Source organism: Poseidonibacter sp., from assembly GCF_041821165.1.
GTDB lineage: Bacteria > Campylobacterota > Campylobacteria > Campylobacterales > Arcobacteraceae > Poseidonibacter.
In genome coordinates, this window is record NZ_JBGUES010000020.1 from 1 (window position 1) to 23920 (window position 23920).

Below are 23920 nucleotides of genomic sequence, written 5' to 3' on the forward strand. Positions count from 1 at the left end.
CATATTTCCATACTGTTTATACACTGATTTATTATCTATTTTTAAAGAGTTAATTGCTGATGCAACATTTTTATTACCTGCTATATCTAAAACACAACCTTCTTTTAGATAAACGCTTAAATTGCCATCTATATCTTCATTTGGAGTAATTGAAATTTTATATACTTTATCACCATCTTTACCACTTACAAAGTTACCAGACACTGTTCCATTTACAACTACTATATCATTTACATCAAAACCGTATACTGCTTCAGAGAATTCAAAAGTATAATTTACTACAGAACTTACACTACCTAATCCATCATTATAGATTTTAACTGTTGGTAGAACTGTGTCAGAATTTATCACAAAGTCATTTGCTGCTGTATTATTAAAGCCATCTATATCTTGTGCAACATCTTGATTTACACTTACAGTTATTTCATTTACACTATTTGCTTCTGGTTTTAATGTAATATAGTAATTTATATTATCTACTGTTGTAAGTCCTGATACTATAGATGCATTACTTACATTAATATCATTAATATCAAAACCATAAACGACATCACTAAATGAAATTTTTACTTCAAACTCTTTATTTGTGTACTCTTGAGTACTTGAGCTAATTTCAATACTTGGATTAGCAAGTGCCAGTAAATAGCCATTTTTTGTGGCTTCTGTTTCAATTAAAGTTTTATATTTAACTTCTAATAAATTATCTACTTTTCCTATTTGTACCATTTTTGATTTTGCAGTAGCTAATTCACTTTCTAAAATATTTTTTTCATTTTCTGCTTGTGTTTTTATAATAGTTTGAGCATTTTTTACAATTATTGCAGCATCAATACTATTTTGAGAATCAGCTTTAGAAGCTAAAGCTTCATTTTTACTAATAATTGCTGCATCATTTTTTTCATTTGCAGCTACTATTGCTTCATTTGCAGCATCAATTTCTTCTTGTGTAATTGCATCTATTAAAAGTTGATTTGCTATATCTAAATCAGATGATGCTTCTATTATTTTATCTTCTGCATTTGATATAGTTTGATTTGCTATTTCAATTACAGTAGTTGCATTATCAATTATATTTTGGTTTTCTTCTATTTTATTCGATGCTGATTCAATGATTCCTACTTTTTCTGCAAGATCTGATTCAAGTTGAGTTACAATATTTTCAGCTGTTATATCTGCTGATTTAATTATTAAAGTATTCGCTGTTAATTTTGCAGTTGAATTAAACTCTTCACTTTCTTGAATTGAATTTGCAGTAATAGTTAAGGTTTCTCTTGTACTTAAAGTACCTAATTTTAATTCATCAGCAACTACTGTTATATCTCCATAAGATGAGAAAACAGAGCCAGAACTAATTAGATAGTCTTCTGCTGCTGTGATTGTACTTTCATTTGTACTTGTTGTTCTAATATCACTATTTTGTTCTATATTTTTACTAGCTTCTAAAGTTATAACACCAGAACCTGCTTGAATCTCTTCTTTTGTTATAATACTTCCATTAGTTGCTTTTAAAGTTACTGAACCATTACCTACAGCATTAATATCTTTATACTCATCACTTGTATTAAATGCAATTTCACTAGCTTCAATATTTACATTTTTTGAGTTGTTTACATAAATTGAATCAGATTCTAAATCAGTTCCAAAAGTAATCTTACTATCTGATACAACATTTATATCACCATTATTTGTACTTAAAGAAAGTCTTATGTCTTTATTAAAAGTTAATGCAGCTTCATTTGTTCCAATACCATCATTACTTGTTAAGATTAAACCATCTGATATTACGTTATTAACAAGTGTAGTATCAATAACATCATGTTGAGTTAACTTAACATCTGCCGTACCTACATTAATAACACCTAAGTTAATATTTGAATTTGTTACAAGAGAAACAAAAGAATTTTCTGTAGTTATTGATTTAACAACAGTTATATCATCAGTTGAAGCTTTTGCATCTAAAGTTTTATCTGTACCTATTAAAGTTACATCATCATTAAAGATAATTCCTTTTCCAGCTTCTAATACTATATTTGAATTTGTAGCTGCTAATGTTCCATTAAAGATAATATCTGATGAACCACCAGTTGTTACAATAGACATATCATCACTAATACTTAAATCTTTTAATACATTAACAGAGCCATCTTCAATTTCAATATTTACAGATTTAGCACTATCAAAATTTAATTCAATAGAATCAGCTTCATTAATATAAATATCTTCAAAACTTGTACCACTTAATTTATTTAATGAAGTAGTAGCATGTTTATCTAAAGTTCCTAACATATTAGTAGCATCTGCATTTATTGTTAATTCATCTGCTTCATAATTAATATTACCTTGTGTATTAAGATGACTATTTAAGATAATACTTCCACTTAAAGATCTTAAATCAAGTGAACTTGACGAATCTTGAGATTGAGTAATATCTAAAGTAATATCATCAACTTCTTTAATATAAATAATTCCATCTCCAACAGTTGCTGTTAATGATGTAACATCTGTAAATGCAGCTTTTTCTTCTGTACCAATAGCACTATTTGTTGCTGATAAATTCAATGTAACATCATCTGCTTTTATAATTAATTTATCAGCTGTATATGTATTTATAATAATATCATCTAACTCATCTATTGATATATCATCTGCCCAATAATTTAGATTTAATACTCTAATTTCAGTTGTAACTTTTGTATCACTTGTACCAAAAGTAGTATTTTCACCACTTAAATCAACAGTTACAATATCACCTCTAAGAATAGATGTATCATAATTTAATAACTCTGTTGCAGTTATATTTACATTACCTGTTGTACTAATAGTATCAAATGTTAAAGTTTCAGGTGTTTCAATATTAATATTACCTACTGTTACTACACCATTTTGAGTAAATTCATTTAATGTAACACTTCCAATTTCAAGTGCTTTTGCATTTACAATACTAAAATCACCAGCTCCTGATGATACACTTAATTTTTCAATATCACTTTCTATTGCATCTATACTTCCACCAGCTTTTAATAATAGCTCTTTTGCTTCAATATCAAATTCTATATCACTATCGGTATTTATAATATTTCCACCAGCAGAGATTACAGCTTTAGTTGTTTCAATATGGTCAAAAGAGATATTACCACTTATGGCTTCCATGAAAACAGTACCGCTTGATGTTGTTTTAACTTCTGTGCCACTTTGTAAATTAATACTATCTTGAGCTTTTATTACAATACTATAAGTAACACCTTCTGTACTTAATATATTATCAACTACATTTGTAATAGAATCACTTGAAATAATAGTTAAATTACCATGTGCAACTTGAATATCTGTATTTATTTGGATATTTGAATCTGTACTTTCATCACTCTCTTGCGTTTGAAGAATTACATCTGCATGATCTGCTGAATTTAAAATCTCTCCAACTACTTTTAAAGAACCATCTAAAACATCAATACTAATTGTTCCATTATCACCTTTTGAGATAATATTTCCACTATTAAGAATTAAATCATTTTTTTCTTGAATATATGTTCCACCACTAATTGTATTAACAGAAGAAATAGATGCAATATTTGTATCTAAATCATTATCACCTGATCCACCAATTCCATTTTTTGCATTTAATGTAACAATTGTAGTTTCACCAAATAAGTTTAATATATTTTCATGACTTGTAGAGTTATCTGTAATTGCTCCACCTGATACAAGATTTATAAAACCATCTGCTCCAACTGAACCTAGTTTTATATCTCCTGCTGCATTAAATTGCACTTTTGAACTATTTGAAGCTGCATCAAATGTAGAAGTTGTTGCATCTCCATCCATTATAATATCTGCACCTGCTGTATACGTAACTAATGCACCTTGTGTTGTTACATCAGAATTTTGAGTAATCGTACCTTTATTAGCTGTAAGCGTAATCGTTCCATAACCTGTAGTACTTACATCAGAATTAGTTCCAATAGTAATATCATTTACTACATCTAATACAATTAATCCTGTTGTTGTTGAAATAGCACTTGTGTTTACTATTGAAGCCATTGCGCCAGTAGAATTTGCTGTTATTCTAACATCACCTGATCCTGCAGTTGTTGCTCCTGCCATTGTAATAGAACCATTTTCTGTTTTAAGTGTAATATCTCCATTTGAAGAAGCATCAAGTTGTTTTAAATTTGTAACAGTAACATCACCAGAAGTTGCTATTACATTTAAGTTAATTGCACCACTTCCACTATTAATAGCAGATAAAGAGTTTACATCTAACTTTGTCATTACGATACCAGTTTTTGCTTCAAGTATTAAATCATCTGCTTGAACTAATTGTGAAGACTCAAGTTTGATTTTACCTTCTGTTGTTTTAATTTCAACATCACCACTTGCTAATAATGAATTGGAAAGTATTACATTTTTACTAGCTCCAATAGTTACATCTCCACCTATTACAAACTCATCTGCACTTGACTGAATATCAATACTTGCTCCATATAAACCAAGATTACTATTAAAATCTATATCTGTAGAAAGTTTTACATCTCCACCACCAAGTTTTCCAAAAGAGATTCCTGTATAACCTGTTTGCAATGCTAACATATCATCATTATCAATATTTAAAGCATTTGATTTTATTGTATCTTGATCTACTAAAACAGCTCTATTTATATCTGTTGCTTTAAATGAAATATCTCCATTAACATCAACACTTCCAACAACATCGTTAAAATCAATTTCATTTGCTTCTAAATTCATATCATTAGTAACACTTACACTTGAAGCAAACGTAATACTATTTGCACCAATAATGTTTAAACTACCTGTAATATTTACAACACCAGTAAATACAACATCTCCTGTTGCATAAATAGTTACATCTCCATCTACATAGAAGTCTTGTGCAAAACTTACATCAATAGCACCTGCACTATTGTCTGCTAAATCAATAATACTGAAACCTTCTAAATTATCTACATCAGCACCATCAAATTGTGTTCCTTGCGCTGCTCCAACATTTCCAGCTATTGTAATATTTCCACTATTTGCATTTAAATTTAATATATCATCACCAGCTTTTGAATCACCTTGAATAAACTCTACTTCATCTGAAGTAAGAACTATATAAGATCCTGCTGTAATTGAATTATCTCCTCCAACTTTTAATGAATCATGAATTTCTAATTCATTTAAAGAAGTTAAATCATCATTTAAAGCCAAAGTATAGTGTGGACCATATAATTTAATAGAGTTTGCTTCTAATGCTGAGTTTACAAATGTTTTACCTTCTGTTGTAATAATTAAATCACTATTAACAACAATCTTTTTAGCCTCTTTTTCCTCATCATCTAAAATCTCACCATCAACTAAATCATCACCAAATGAAATATCACCTTTTGTACCTACTTCACCTATATTAATTGTTTGAATACTATCACTTAATAGTTTATTTTCTTCAAAGTCAATAGTAAATTCACCCTCTTTATCACTACCTTGTGTACTACCAAATCTATAATCAGTATCTGGATTTAAAGAACCAATTTGTAAGTCACCTGTTGTTGTTACAATATCTTTTATTGAAATATCATTTGCTACAAAAACAATATCTTTTTCTCCAGCATCTAATGCTGTTTCAATTGATTGCTCTCCTGAAAGTGTATAAACATTTATAATACCTTCTTTTGTTGTTTGACTTGAAATATTTATACCTGATGTTGCTAATACATTAATTGCTTCATTATTTATACTATTAATAGTTAAGTTATTTGCATTAATTAAAATAGATAAAGCAAAATCTTCATTTATATGTCTATTAGCCGTTTCTTCTGAAGTTTCACCGTCACTTAATTGTGTCTCTACTATTGATGTTCTTCCACCAATAGTTCCAAATGCACTAAGTTCCATATCTCCTGATGTTGTTTGAAAATATAAACCATTTGAAGTATGTAATACTTTTCCTTCTTTTGTTAAAATCTCTCCTGTACTTATATCAACTGTAAATTCACCGCTTGTAATAGCATTATAAATATCTGAACTAAATTTATCACCATCTTTTAACCATTGAACATCATCAATATTTGTAACAATTGAACCTGTTAATGCTTTAATTTTAATATCACCTGCACCATTAACTAAGATTGAATTAGAAAGTACGATATCACCTTTATTTGCATTTATTTCAACTCCAGCACCCGCTGTTGTTATTGCACCATTAAGTGTGATATTATTTGTTTCAAGTTTTATAACTGAACTACTTCCACCTGTAACTTCACTTACTATCATATCCCCATTGATATTTTTTATTGTTCCACCTGCACCATTTTGTGCAAATTTTACTATCTCTGTATCTGATAAATCAGTGATATTAATATCACCACTTGTTGTATTTGTAAGTTCTAATGACACAACATTTGTTTCAAGTGCATCACTTGAACCAATCCCATTAACTGCACTTAATACAAGTTTTGCATTTTGTGCATCAATATCAATAGCACCATTACCAGAATCTAAAATTGCTCCACTATGTGATGTGATAGTTAAATCTTCTGCACTTGTTGTAAATAATTTACCAACACTAATATCATTTTGTGCTTCAAGTGTAATTTGTGCTGAACCTGAGTTTATTGAACTTTTATTATCTAAAATGATAGCACCATTTGTAGAATGAAGAGAAATAGCATCATCACTAGTTGTAATATTTGCATATTCACCTAAAATTATATCTCCAACTGCTGTTATATTTAAAGCATCATTTGAATGTAATGATTCATTTAAAGTTAATGCTCCAACATTTAAAGTTAATGCACCATCCCCTTCTCTTGAAATATTTGCATTAATAGTTGTTGTACCACTACTACTATTTATACTAAAGTCATTTGTTCTATCAGTTGTCACGTAAGAATCTAAAATAAACCCATTACTATCTGTTAAATCAATATCACCACTTGAAGTTAAATCTAATGTTGTCATATTAATATTTGCTATTACTGTTCCACCTACTGCTGTAAATGTTGTTGTTCCTGCGTTATACGTTTGACCATTTACTACAATACTATGACCATCCGTAACTGTTACTGTAAAACTTTTTGCACTACCTATTACATCATTAAATGTTACATTTCCATCTACAAAGAATGATACATTTCCACCATTTGTTTCAAGTCTATCTACTATTAAATCACCTGTTTGAGATACAGTTACATTACCTGTACCTGATACTCTTAAATCTAAGTTATCAAGTTGTGATTCTATTGTAATATCATCTTTTAAACTTGCAGTTAACTTTTGTGCAGTTATTTTCTCACCAAGCCCAATTCCTCCACCTGATTCTAAAATTAAATGTCCAATACCTATATCAATTGGTGCGATAATAGTTAAATCATCATTTACGCCTGTTCCTGATTTTATTGTTAAAGGTTCAAGGTCTGTAAATTCTTCTGTTTTTATTGGAAGTTTAATAACTGTATATGTACTATTCCCACTTAAAACCTCACCACCTACAATCCAATCTTCTTTCATATAAATACTTGAATCTGTTGCACTAATATTTTGAGTTGCTGTTACAGTTCCTGTAGTTTGTCCAGTTGGCCCTTGTGTAGTTGCAGCAACATTTCCAGTACTAATTGTTCCTGTAGCTTGTAATATAATATCATTTGATGCATCATCAACATGTGTTCTTACTATTTGTGCAAAGATATTTCCACCAGCTGTAATTTTAAAGAAACCATCATGAACATCTGCTCTTTTTATAGTTATATCATCAGCTTCAAGAATTGATACATCTCCACTTACTAAAGAATCTAATTCAATAGTATCAACCATTGTATTTAATTTTATATTTCCATTTGCAATAGCTTTTAAATCTTTTGCTATAAATACAGAACTTGCATCACTATTGATATTTGTACCTTGTAAAAAAACACTTTCATTTGCTTTTATAATAGAACCATCAATATTTAAATTTCCTGTTCCTGCTGTGATTGTAATATTTTGAGAAGCTTCAAATCCTTCTAATCCACCCATAAATCCATTTACATAGAAATCATCATTTACATTTATAAAAATATCATTTTTAGCTCGTATCTCAAACTCATCTGCTTCAAGTCCTGTTCCTGCATTTATTCCATTTGCAATAACAATATTACCACCTGTAACAGTTACTCCCTCAACTTTTATATCTCTTTGACCCTTAGCTGTTATTTCAACTTTATCAACATTTCCACTGCTTCCTTTTATACCCCATAAGAATACATTATCCCCAGCTTCAAGAACAACTAAATCTTTTGCAGTTACATTTCCATTTATTTTAATAGTTCCATTAGTTTTTAAAATAACAGTATCTGAACTAATATTCCCTAGTGTTGCATTTTGATTTCCAAATTGGAAATCTTTTGAACTCTCATATTGAGTAAGTTCTGTTCCACTAAAGAATTGGTACATACTAAACATACCCTCTCTTGCAATAATTGATACACCTTTTGTTTGCTCAAAACTAGAACCACTTACTATATCAATATTTGCATGTTCACTTTGAAGTTTTATAGTATCAGCTTTAATTTGCGAACCACTTTGCGTTAAAATATTATTTTGTGCAAGAATATTAATTGTACCATTTGCAACTACATTAGCTAACATTAATCCAGAAGTATTCTCTTCTGTATCAAGGTCACTTATCGTTATATCTCCAAGTGTTGAAATTGCAGTTAACTTATCAATACTTACTTCAATAGTATCAATATTATTATTTGCACTTAAAATTAACTCTTTTGCTATAATATCTGCTGTTTCATCATTTGTAGTTTCATAGATATTAGCTCCACTTGTTAAAGTTACTATTGAACCTTTTGCCACAAGTGAATTAATACTTATATTACCTTGTGCATTTACACTTACATTCTTAGTATCACTTAACATCTCTACATTTTCTAAAACAACTGAACCTGCTGCTGTAATATCTAATGTACCATTTGCAACTTTTACACCATCAAACGTAATCTCTTTTGTACCAATTTGATTAATACTTACATTTGCATTTTCTTTTGAATTTTCAAAAGTTATAATATCAACATCAGTATTTAATGTTATTTGCGTTCCTGCTTTTACTGTTAATTGATTTGCTTTTATTGTCCCTATATCTTTTGTTACAGAATCAACTGCATTTAAAGTAACATCACCCTCACCTAAAGCTTCTATTGTACCTACTATAATTGAAGCACTATTTTCTTCTTCTTTAATAGCAGTAAGTGTAATATCATCTCTATTACTTCCACCTAATGCTTTAACACTTGTAGCAGTTATATCACCATAAGCTTCTATATAAATAGAACCTTTTACAGTTTCAACTTCTTCTAACACAACAGCTTTAAAGTTAGTAATATTAATATCACCTGAACCACTATTTTTTACATTTATTGTATTTGCAGTTATATTCATAGAAACACCATCATTAGCATTGATATAAAGTTTATCCGCACTGATTGTTGAATCTGTTTGTATTACTTTTGCCGCATTTGCATTTAAAGTTAAAGTATCACTAGCTTCTAAAATAGAATTTACTATTCTTAACTCTCCTGCATTATCTCCTGCACTTAATGTAAGATTTGTTGTTTTTAAAATTACTTCTTCATTTGTTGTAATTGAACCAACTTTTGAAGAGTTTGAAACTTCAATACTAATACTTTGGTCTGCTTTAATTATAGATTTCATTTCAATATCTGAACCTGCATTTACGGTAACTGTTCCACCCGCTATTACTTCTCCATCTAAAAGCATTGAACCTTTTGCATCTAAATTTATCACTCCATTTGCATCTGTTAATTCTAAAGCTGATTTATCTGCTAAGTTGATATCTTTTGCACTAGTAATTGTAATTAAACTGCCTGCATCAATTTTTGATAATAACTCAATATCATTACCATCACCATCTTGAGTAATCATACCTTCAATATTAAATGAACCATCTGTATTTAATACAAAGTTTTCACTAGCTTCAATAGCACCTTTTATATTTACATCTTTATTTATATTTAATGTAATATTTGTTGCATTAATACTTTTAGAGCCAAACTGAGCGACACTTCGCCCTTGCCCTTCTACCTCTTTTAACTCTGTAAATTGAACGGTTTGCTCAACCTCTGGTACACTTACTGTTTTCCATAAAGTTACTGTACTATCTACAAATGACTCTTTTAACTCTTCGAAAGAGGCTCTGATTTCAAGATTATCATAGATATCTTGGTTTTGAGTTGTAATACTAAATTTAAAGTCATCTCTTTTGTCTGAAATATATACTTTTGAATCTTGCCAAGCATATAGTTCTGTTGTTAAATCTGAATAAACATATCTTGTAGTGTTATAACTACTATAATCAGTACCAGTAGACCATACTTTTGCTGAATCACCAGCTCCTTTTGAATCCCAAACCTGATATTCATTTATTTGTGATGAATTAGTAAATGTTGTTTTAATTGTATCTTTTTGTTGACTTATTGTTGTAGAAATTAGTGTTGAATTTCCATTTGCTATCATTTCATTTATATTAGAAAGTGCTGTTTCTCTATAATCATATTTGTTACTTAAAAGTTCATCAAAATCAACATCTGTATTAACTAATGAACCATTTTGCCATGTATCTTTAGGTGCGTAATTTATTGATTCTATTATATTATTATTAATATCATAAATAACTCTTTGAGATGAATTATCATTAATATAATTAATTTTATATACATCACCTTGAAATGATTTCCAATCTTCATTATCAGTATATGTAGTTTCATATAAAGATGAACTATGCCCAACAACATAATTAGAATAATGATAATACCCCGATACGCCATCCCATCGTTTTAAAGCAGCACTTAAGTTAGAAGCATTCGTATTTTCACTACTAATGTTCGTATATTTAATTACCCTAGTATCATCTTTATAATAGTTATTATTATAAATTTCAACATTAACAGAATCCCATATGATTTCAGAATTTGAACCACCTGAGTCCAAATCAGCCCATGTTAGTTCTTCTTTAGTAAAAACTTCTCCTGAATATCCATTGTTACTTTCAAAAACTTGTTCAATTTCATATTCTGCATTATCTATATAGCTACCTACTGTTTCAGTGTAAGAAGAGCTTTTACTTTTAAATACTGCACTTAAAATATAGTCTTGAAGACCAGGTTCTATATATAAACTTTTATCTCTAAAACCATCTACATCAATAGTTACCCATTGTTTAGTTTCTCCATACCATGGAAGATAATTAGCTGAACGAGATGTTTGACTTACAACACCATCTTTTGTTTGATGATCAATAATAGCTGATATTGATGTTTTAAATGCTTCTTTATATCCTATATTAAGAAGTACTGTTTTTTGTTGATCATCGGATAATTGTTGCCATGATTTATAATCATCATTTTTGTAATCAGATGAAACTTCTGTACTACTAAATATATCACTATTATGATAATCAACACCCTCAATAAAAAATTCTTTATATGTATTTGTAGTTTTATTATAATAACCATCTTGAGAAAGGTCTATATCCATAGTAAAGTATTGATCACCCACATCAACTTTTTTATACCCTAAAACTTTTTCATAAGTATAAGGAGTCATCCCTGCACTTACTTTTACAGTATATGTTCCATCTTCTACTTGTTGTGTTCCACCTGGTACTTTAATTGTTTTTTCTGATGTTACAAACTGTGGTACTAATATAACTTTTGTAGCTCCAAGACTTGCATCTGCATCAAGATTAAACTCACCTGTTGCTGTGATATCTAAGTCACCTGCCACATCTAATTTACCTTGAGAAGTTATATTTATATCATCTGCATTTAAAGTCATACTTCCTTTTGCACTGATGATTCCAGTTATTGCTACATCACCTTTTGCATTTATTAGTGTTATAGAATCATCATTTTCAATATTTATTAAACCTTGCATTACAAGTGAGTTCGTTTTTATATCAAGGCTAGAGTATGTTTTAATTTGTGCATCAATATTTTCTTCATCTTGCGCTTTTTCTATATATACTTCACCACTTGCATCAATACTAATACTACTATTTGTTTGCGATGTAAATATATGAGTACTTTGGAATAGATTTAAATCTTCTGTTTTAACACTTACTTTATTTTTTGCATCAATATTTTGGTATACATTGATTTTACCACTATTTGAAGTTAGTGTAATTTCTGATGTTTTTGCTTTTAATTCTTCATCAAGCTGACCAACAACTCCTAGAAGATATACATCTTCATAAGCACCAACTGTAATATTTCCATCAACTGCAGTATCTAGTGTTCCACCTGTTAGTCTATTTCCTTCTTCATCAAAAGTAAATTCTTCTAAATATAGTCCAACACCATATTCACTAGTTCCACCTTCAATAGTTAAGTTATTTGTAGCATATACTAAAGAATCAATAAACATCATACCATCAGATTTGATATTTACATTTGCATTTTCTCCATCTGCTTTGATTAAACCATCAATTTGCATAGAACCATCAACTCTGATATCTGTTGAACCTGTACTTCTAATAGAGCTAAGTTTTGAGATAACCATACCAACACCAGAATAATCAGCACCAGTTATAATATTTATATTTCCAGAAGCAATAAGATTCACACCTCTATCAACAATATTTAAATCTGCATCTAAAGCTTTACCACCCAATATAAGAGATGAATCACTATTGATATTTAAATTTGCGTTATTACCAGTTTTTTCTACAGTTAATGTATCTGCGAAAATTACACTAGCCCCTGCTTCAATAATACCAACAACATTTAATCCACCAGCACTAATATCAATACTTGAATTATCAGCCATAGAGTAAACTTGTGCATCATAACCTATATTTAAAGTTTCTCCAGCATTTAAAGAAAGATTTTCATTAGCTTGTATAATAACAGCTCTTTGTGCATCTTCACTAGCATTTGCAAGTGCTGTTCCTAAAGTAAGATTTTTACCAGCAGAGATTTCAATTTTATCGCCTAATTCATCAGCAATTAATCTTGTATTGAATATTTCAACATTTCCACCACCACTTATAAGAATAGAACCTTTAGTATCAACAGTACCAGATATTGTAATATCACCATCAGTTTGAATATCTAATTCATAGTCATAGCCTACATCTGTTTTATAATCAGACTTTATAACACCAGCTAGAACAAGATCTTTTCCAATAAATTTGATTTGTCCACTTGTTTCTATTCTTCCTGACTCTTTATTTAAAGTTAAAGTCCCATGAGTACTTCCTAACTCAACAAGTGCTAAATTTGCTCCATCTAAACCAATTGTAGTATCAATATTTACATCATTTACACCAATTAAAGAGATAGTTCCTCCATCACTTAGAGTTTGAATTTTACCAGTACCATAAGTTTGAATACTTACTTCACCCTCTTTAACTTCACTTCCTGCTTTTATAATAATATTTTCTTGTGCGATAAGTGTTCCATGAATATCTATACTATCACTTGTAGTAATTTCTATATTACTTCCAGTACCACGTGCAATAAAAGTACCATAAATTGTACCTGAAGCTCCAGGATCTATAACCATACCACCATTTAGTGTTTCTATTACAGCTAGAGCAGTAATATCAACATTTTGAGTAAATCCATCAAGTGCTTCACCACTAAAGAAGTTTATTCCTTCATAAGCTATAATTTTTCCTGCAATTGTAACATCACCACTTGTTACTCCTTCTCTTCCTATATTAACAGTAGAGCCAAATTCTGAGGCATTAATAGCATAAGCTCTTGAGCTTTCATAGTCAGTTTCAGAAGTTAAACCAATAAGTTGTGCATTAGTAGAATCAGTAAATATTTCAATTTTTGAATCGCCAACAAACATAAACCGACCATCATCTAAAGCTAATGAAATTTGAGGCATCTGCTCATCTAATTTAAGAGTTGAGCCTATAGGTATCTCTTCATCTGCTGTAAATACAACATCAAATTCAAACTCTTGAATTTGTTTTTCTATATAAGTTTTTAAATCAAATAAGTTTGAGAACTCTTGTGTATCTAGTGCATTTAAAAGAACATAACCTTCTAAGATTTGCTCTCCTATATCTACTTTAATATGAAGAGTAACATCTTCATCTAATACACCATTTGCATTTTTTGAAAAACCTTCTGCTTTTATCTCTTGTGTCCATAAAGGAGCTGTTATGATTAAGTTTCCTGATGAACTTAAATTAATATCACTATCTTTTTGTGATGTTTGAAGCTGAACTTTAGAGCCAATTACTACACCTTGGTCAACAAATAGACTTAACTCTTCACCCTCTTTTGCATTTTCTTTTGCAAAAATATCACCCATTCCACCACGGACATCAATTAAATGACCTGCATAAAGTGATCTTTGAAGTTTTGCTTGGTATCCAGCTTCAATGATAATAGAAGAACCTTTTTCACCTTTTTCTTCATCTGGTGAGAAGTATTCAATTTGTGTTCCTAGTAATCTTCCTTCATCATCATAAACATCTGTAGCTTCACCACCTGCTACAACTACACCAGAAACATTAACATTTTGAGAACCAATCATTGTAATTGTGCTATTTGCATCATTTGTAATAAGTTTTGCAGTTCCTGGAAGTCTAACACTTACACCATCGGCTGAATCTCCACCTTTTACATATATAGAACCTGTTGAAGTAAGAGTTGAACCTACTTCAATCATTGATCCATCTTTTGCTTTAGTAATTCCACCAATATAAGCTTGTCCACCACTTACAATAGAAAGAGTTGAAAGTTTATCACTATATGTTACATCATATCCATTTGTAGTAGTACTTTTTGTTTTTGTTCCACCTGAAAGTATCATACTCATAACAGATACATCATGAGTAGCATTTATACTAATAGATCCACCATTAGTTTCATGAGAACTTAAACCAGCAGTTGTAAGACCTGCACCTTTTGTTAATATTACAGATTTACCATTATCATGTTCACTTAAATCACCTGTTGTAGTAATAGTTACATTTGAAGAAGCTGTTAATACAGTATCAACATATACTTGTTCTCCTGCTTCTATAACAACACTAGAATCAACACCTGCATAAGTTACGCCATTTTCTCCAATAACACCACCTGCAACAACTGCACCTAAAATGTCCACATCTTTTGAACCTTTAATAGTTATAGTTGTACCTGCTTCTTTTGTGTTTAAAGTAGTTGTTTTACCTATATATACACTATCTCCAGTAGTATTTGAACCACCTAAATCTTCACCATCAAGTCCTATTCCACCAAGAAGTGTAATGTTTCCTGTTACATCAAACTGTCCTTCTGCATATACCCAAGAATCTGATTGTAAAGTAAGGTTTGAGCTATCTCCTAAGATATTTACATTACCTCTAAAAATAACATCTTTATCACTTGAGAAAACTAAATCAGCATTATCTTTGAATGTTGTTAATGTACCATTCATTAAAATACCAAAACCTCTTTGACCTGTAAGTTTTGGAGCATCTTGAAGTTTTAGTGTTTCAAATTTTCCATCTTCATTAATATCTTCTGCATAAATTATATATTTAGTTTCATTATTTACATCATCTATTAACCATCTATTTTGTTGTAATGGTACATTTCCAAAGTTTATATCTTTATTAGCATAATCAACACCCAATTCAAAATCTGTTCTTACTTTATCATTAGGGTTTTCATTATCAGCATCATAATAAATTGTAGTTTCATATCTTGTATAACCAATAGCTTTTAAGATTAGTTCTTGTTGAGATATACTTAAAGACTCAAATGGTGTAGTACTATCTGGAACATCAACTAAAGACCATCCCATATCTTTATTTTCATAGCTAAACGAGCCATTTTGTTTTTCAAAAGTAGCTTCGTATTTACCTTCTACATTTTGATATGCTGTTCCTGTATATTCTACATAACCCATTGATTTTAATACATGTGCTGTCTGTTCCTTTGTTAATCCACTAAATGGTATACCATCAGCAGGTGCTTTAACACCTGCTTCTTCAGGCCATGTAACAAAACTGTAATCATCAATACTTTCAATTAAATCATTAGTTTGTGCATTATAAAGTAAAGTTTTTCCTGTTATTTCTGTAAATTTAAGATATTTTAAAACAACTTCTCTTTGTTCAGCTGAAAGTTCTCCAAATGTTGCATTTTCTAAAGGAGCTTTTACTCCACCCCAATTAATATCATTAATAATATAATCACCTGTTTTTAAAGAATCAACTACTTTTAAAGAGGCTTCTGCATCAAAATTAACATATACACCATTATGATATACTTTATATCCTAAGGCATTAGCAACCACATCTTTTTGTGCAGTTGTTAATGAACTAAAAGTAGCATTTGCAGCTGGAACTCCAGCATCTCCCCATGCCATAGCATCATTTGCATAATCAATTTTAGCTGCTTGCGTAAATGTAGTTTTATATCTATCATTTATATCTGCACCTAAATTAATCCAGTTAACTCCGCCATCTCTTGTACTATAACCTAGGTGTGAAGCAACAACTTCTTTTTGCTCAAGTGTTAATGACTCAAAACTAGCATTTATTGATGGTTCAGTTACTCCTGTCCAATCAATTTCTAAGTTTGAATAATCAGCTTTTTGACCTTGAATAAAGCTTGTTTCAATTTCTTGAGAATCAACTTTAATATATACAGGACCACTATAATACGTGTAACCTTCTTTTGATAATACATCACCACTTGTTAGTGAAGTTATTAGTTGTTTATCAGCAGGAGCATTAGGATTAAAATAATGAACTCCTGTTTTTTTAACATATCCTAAACTTTGTGCTACCTTATCTTTTTGAGCATCTGTTAAATCATAGAAACCTTTTAGGCTATCAATTGATTTAATTGTAAAATCACTTCCTAAAGTAATATTATTATCTTCAAAAAGTTTTGCAATTGCTATTTTATCAGCATTTTGTACACTGTTTAAATATGCTAGATCAATAGTTGTAATTGTTTTTCCAGGAATTGTATCAAAGTATAAAGCATAATCTTCTTGCGATGAACCACCCTCTAAGTTTAAATCTCCTGAAACAGAAATCGCACCTGAAAGTTTAAGTTCACCTAATGCACTTAATGTAAGATTTGAATTAATACCATTTTCAACCCAATTTCCACTATCTTCATCAAAACTAGCCCCTGCAGCAACAGAACCATTTACATATAAAGCTTTTGAAGATTGGATATTAATATCTGAGTTATCAAAATTAGATATAATTCGTCCTGTATCTAAAATATTAATTAGTCCACCTGCTACAATATCTAAATCTTTTGCATTTATTTGTGAGCCAATTTTCATATCTTGTGATGCATTAATAATTAAAGTATTTGCAGATAAAAGTCCTGAACTATCTCCTATAAATGAGTATTTTCCAGAAGCATCATTAAATAAAGCATCTATTCCATCTGTTTTATTAATATTAATTCTTAATGTACTTGTTCCTTTTAACCAACCTGCAACATATAACTGTTCATCTATTTCTAAAAATAAATTACTTGCTGTTATTCCTGAATTAGCTTGACCTAAAGCATCATGCACATTTTGTGAACTAACTTCTAAATTATTAACTGTAATATACATATCAGCATTAGAGTTGAAATTACCTTGAACTTTCATGTAATCAGCAGTTAAGTTTAATATATCCGTTAGTGTTGAAGATCCTGTTAAATCACCTAAGTATATTTTTGCATCATCTCTTCCAATATTAATAGAAGCAAAGCCATCATTTAAAGCAGCTAAATCTCTTTGAGATAAATTCATATACCCATTTGGATCACCCAATGATGTATCTCTTCCAAATTGTGATTCAGCAGTTGAACCTAATCTAAAATTAATTTGAGAGTGCATTGTTTTAAGATTTAAGTTACTTGATGATGATATTTTATTTGCTCCTGAAATAAAATCAATATCATCAGCAACAATAGTAATATCATTACTAGCTTTTATTACACCTTCTTGTAAAGTAAGTTGACCATTTAATATTTCAATATTAATAGCTAAAGAACCTTTTGTAATATTAATACCTTCTTGAACTAAATTTAAATCATCTTTTTCATTGATAACTAAATTTGTAGCAACTGTTGAAGAAGTTGTATATACACTTAAAGCTTTTAAATCTGTATACATATTTCCATTAATAGATGCAGCTTTTATAACTACTGTTCCATTCTGAGCGATAAATTTTGAGTTATTAACATCAATATCTTTTAAAGAAGTTAGACTATATACTCCTGTTGTATTAAAACTATTTCCTGTTAAATTAATATCACCACTATTTTTAACATTTATATCTGTATATCCAAAGAAGTTAGTAGTATTTCCACCTTTAATATTTAAAAGCGCTGATGTATTATCAATATTAAAAGTTTCTAAAGAGTTTGTAAAATTTAAAGTTGCCATATCTGATTTAAATTGATAATCGTTTATTTCAAACTCATCTAATGTTGTTGTTAATGAAACACTATCATTTCCACTTCCACCATCAAATGTTGTAATTTGTTTTTCATTTACAATTAAAGTATCATTTCCTGCACCACCAAAAGCCTTATTAACTCCAGCACCTAGATCTATAATATCATTACCAGTTCCACCAACAAAAGTGTCATTTCCATCTTGACCATAAAATCTTCCAACATCGTGACCTAAAGAGAAATAGTAATCATCACCATCTCCACCTCTTACACTACTATTAGAAGCAGCACTAAAAATAGTAAATGAATCTTTTCCTGCACCACCATCAATATCAAGTTCTGCAGTTACTCCTGAACCAACAGAAATATAATCATTTCCTTCACCAGCATATCCTACAATTTTTGTAACACCTGTGTAAGTTGTTGAAACTCCTAATGAAGATACCGTTACAGAGTTTGCACCACTACTTGTAATAATATATTTATCATTTATAATATCTTTATAATCTTCACCTTTTTTAGATGCTCTATCACCAATATTAAGAGTTAGTGTACCTCCTGATTGCTCAGCTAATACAGGTAAGGCTGAATCATTCATATACCAAGTTTCTTCTCCTGATATTTTAATACCCATAATATCAATTTCAGCAGCAACATGTGCCATAATTTCAGAGAATTCTATAGCTCCATCAAAGCCAATTGAAGCAGAAAATTCTTTGTAAAGCCATTTACCATTCCAAAAATCATAGAAGTATGGTATTTCTACACTTGCTCCAATATCTCCCCAAACACTACCTTTAAATCCACTATCAGAAAGTTCAACATCTATTCCTGCTTTCATCCAAATTGGACCTAAATCTACACTAAAGCTTTTTTCCATTGCAAAATTAAAACTACCAGATGATGTAATATATCCACTCATATCAGCTTCAGCAATTCCAAAGAAATCAAAACCTGCATCATTTATTTCTGCTCTAAATTCACTTCCTTCTAAAGTAATTGCACCAGAAATAGTCTTCAATTTAAAAGTTGACACATACATATCAGCATCTAAATCTATATCAAGTATTGTATTTGCAGCAACTCCTGCATATTCTTTTTCACTACTTGTATTTATTTTAACATTACCATTACCAACAATCATTACAATATCAGCACCGATATTTAATTCTGCATTTGCATTCATCGCAAATACAGGACCTTCATTTGTATTTAAAATTGCTAGTTGTCCTTGAACTTGAGTATCACCAAAACCACCAAGATCTAATGTTAAGTCAACATCTCCTTGCAATCCTTCAACTGAAAAAGATACATCAATTGGACCTTTTAGGCTTACTTGACCTGCAATACTTACTTCACCATCACCTGCTAATCTCTTTCCTAATGCTCCAAGTTCATAAGTTGTTTCACTTACAACTTCACCATTTGAAACAATGATATCTCTTACAGTTTTTGTAGAAGTTGTATTATTAAATTGAACAATATAATTACCTCTCAGAACAAAACCACTACTTTGAATTATTGCTCCTCCAATTTGAAGAGCTCCAAAAGTACCTTCTGCATCCATACCCATAGTTGCAACAACATTCTGTGAGTTAATAAAATCAGAAGTTAATTTTCCATCAAGTTTAATATTTTGTTTAATCCCTTTATCACTTGCACTATACATCACAAGAATATCACCAGATACTTCCATAGCACCTGCAATATCAAGAGTAGCACTACCATCTAATTCGATATAACTACCAATTAAAGAGTCATCAGAACTTGGTGTTGCTGATACTATAATTTGATCATAATCTAAATTTTCTTTAAATTTGTCAGGAACAACATAAATATACTCTTTACCCATTGTATTTATAGTAAGATTAAAGTTACTATCAAGATCAATCGTATTTCCTAAATCAAGACCACTATTTACTTTTAACTTACTTGCTAATCCATCTTTATTTATTGCAATAACACCTTCAACTTCAACACCTGCAATTTTGTAAGTATCGTCACTTCCAATACTTACCATACCATCACCAATGAATAAACCAAAAGAGTTTTCAGTAATTTTCATATCGAAATATGTATCTATTTCAAAAATACCATTAGTAGAAAGTACCATATGTCCAGATGTTTGTGTTAAAAAAGAGTTATAATTTAATTCAATAAAATCTAATTCATTTCCTGTTCTAACTTTATAAATACCATCATTTTCACCTGATCTTGAAAAGTCTACAACCGGATCTAGAATTCCACCAACATATCCATTTATAATTGACACATTTGCTTCAAAGTTAAATTTACTTAAACTAATCTCTATAGCATCACTAGCACCTATTATTTCTGCACTTTGTAGGTTTGCATTTACTGCAAAATATTGAATTAAACTTTCAGGGTTAACTGCTGTTGGTTTCATTAATACAGCAGCCAAATCTAAATCATCTACTGCAAAACCTATAGCATCATTTGGAGTATTAAAATAATCTCCAATACCAATAAATGCTTGCGCATCTTTAAATCCTATTGAAAAAGTTGTTACTGAAGTTTTTTCATTATCACCTTCTAAATATACTTCTTCACTTTTCTTTGCTAAGGTTACTGATCCTCTAGCTTGTAATGCTCCAAGAATACTCATTTCAGCATAACCTACACTTAGCTCAAGAATATCTTTACTAAAATCTAGTAAAACATAATTTTCACCTTCAATTTCTTCACCATCACTTTTATAACCTGTTTGAACTTTTAGACCTTCACCATTTGTAGAAGTTAAGAAATCTATACTTGGTCTAGGTCCTATTAAAGAGGCATCTAAAGCTGTATTACCTCTATTAATATTAATTTCAATATCATTAAAATCTGCAGTTACTGCTCCTTCCATTCCCATTAAAGAAGCTTCTACCACTGTTGCTTTAGCGGCTATAAAAGATGATTTCAATAAATGTAAAGGAGCAGTATAGTCAGTTTTCATTATCGCAGCTGCAAAAGTTGCATTTTGGATATCTATACCTACTCTATCAGCACTACTAGGACCACCAATTCCTGAAAATCCACTTAAGTTATATCCTGCAATTGTCATAACATCTACACTTGTAACTGAAGTTTTTTCTGTAGATATTACACCATTATTGATTGTTGCATCAAGTGAAGTACCTTTTGAAAAGGAAATTGCTCCATCAAGATATAAAAATTCATCAACTTCAATATGTGCATTAGAAACAAGTACTTCTATACCTATAGATTGATTAAAGTCATAGAATATTGAAGAATCACCAATTGTAATTTCTTTTCCACTTTCACCAAAAGATGCTTTATAATCAATATATGGATCAACTAAAGGATTTAAAGAACTACCTATATTCATACTTATAGATATATCTTTTAATGACACACTTAGATAATCATCCATTCCTACAGTAGCTGCTGAAGCAGCTGAAGATGTAAAAGTTTCAAATTGCATATTATTATAATTAGAAGATAAAAGATTTTGTTTATATGAAGTGTAAGAAAAACTTACATCATTCATATAAAGTCCAACACTATCATCTTTACTTCCTTCACCATAATATGGAGTACCTAATCCAGCATAAATATCAACATTAGTACCTGACAATGAAATATAACTTGCAGTAATGTCTCTTTCTTTCGCTATTGAATCAGTATCAAGCATAGCTGCTTGAACTTTTAAGTGTTCTTCTCCTCCCATAGAAAGATTGAAGTCACCTTTTACATTAATAAAATCTGCTGCAACCATAGTTGCATCAATAATAGTTGCATCAAAAGATCCATAATTAACACCCTTAGTGTCAATAGTAATTGAACTAGTATTTCCAGTTCTTATATCCATATTATTAGCTGAGAAATCAACTACAGTCCCTGTAACAATATTGCTACTACTATTTTTTTTAATAGTTGTTTTTTGTCCTGAAAGTGTTACTGAATCAATACCAACAAGTTCTGTTGATTCTGATACCGCAGTCATAGTTGAGTAAACACTTGTTCCTTCATATAAAAAAGCCATTCCAAACTCAACATTTTTAGCATTAAGTCCTAATTCATCATCTTTATTATGATTTAAACCAGCAAAAACATCTATATTACTTCCACCTATTGTGAACACATCAGTATCGACTGTCGATAAATCACTTAGTGTAACCTCTTTAGAAAATTTCTCAATTGAAAAATCTCCACTGCCACTAAAATAATCTCCAACTGTCAGACTAGCTGTTGTATCAATACTTATCTGTTCACCCCTTGAACCATCATTATCTAAAAGTTTTGTACCTACTGTAAGTGCATTATCACCAGATAAATTTACTACAGAAGTATTATTATCTCCCAAACCTAAGTTTAAATCAAGTGAAATATTTGAAGCTGTAAAATCTACAAAATCCAATCCTGTAAAACTACCAATTGCAGTACTTCCTTCAGATACTAACCAACTTCTATTATCATTCTCTTCTGTTGAGTTAAATAAAGCCATTGAGAAATCTGTATCACTTAAACTAAACCCAAAATTATCAGCACCAATGCTAATATCTAAATCACTTGCTGAAAATGTTATAACAGATCCTGTTACACTATTTTCTTCACCAACTATATTAATCTCTTTTTCTGAAATTGCACCTATTTCAAATGTTCCAGATGCAATATATGCATCAACTATATTTACCGCACCTGTAAAAGTTATACTTTCTGTAGCTTGTATAAAATCATCTGAATTTAATAACATTCCTAAAGAGTTTGTAAAAGTTGTTAATTCAGGTTCAGTTAAATCTGGACTTTGTATTTCAAATAAATCACCTTCAACTATTTCTCTAACAATTAAATCTATTTTTTTATCAGTTTGAACTATTTCAAAATAATAATCTGAATGGAATCCATATAAGCCTTCACCATTATTAAAAAAACCATCATAACTATCATATGTCATAATAGTATAAGTATCACCTATTTTTGGAATAAAATCATCTAGGATACTTACTTTTAATGTACCATCAAACGAAGCATTTCCAGCTATATTTACTTGATCAAAACCATCTGAAGCTCCGGCAAGACCGTTTCCACCAATTTCTATTTCTAATACTGCATCACTTGTTTGAGTATAATCTTCATTTATAGCAACAACTCCTGGTGAGTGTCCAGGAGAAAAAGTACCCTCATTTGTTACAGTACCATCAAATGTTCCTGTCCCTTTTAAAATATCATTATTATCAATATTTAAAATTGTTTTTATAGAATTTGGATCTAATAATAAATCTTCTAACTCAATAACATTATTAGTTTGAGTTGTTGTTTCTTCTGAAGAAGTATTATCTATAGTCTCTTCGATAATAACATTTTGTACTGCAGCTACAATGGGGTCAGCAGAGAGTAATATTCTTGGCTCTAGAGTATCAATTTTAAAAGTATTTTTAAACTTTCTGTCAAGTTTTTTTTCTTTTAACAATTTATTTCTTAAATATCTTCTAACTTTAGTCATGTATTGTATTGGCTTACTCATTATT

The 23920-nt window shown here is 30.0% G+C and carries 1 protein-coding gene; it reads right to left on the minus strand.

Annotated features, from left to right (window positions below):
* A partial coding sequence (locus tag ACERKK_RS03270; protein ID WP_373771649.1) for an Ig-like domain-containing protein occupies positions 1 to 23862 on the minus strand: 23862 nt, incomplete at its 3' end.
* Between the last annotated feature and the right edge of the window lie 58 nt (positions 23863 to 23920).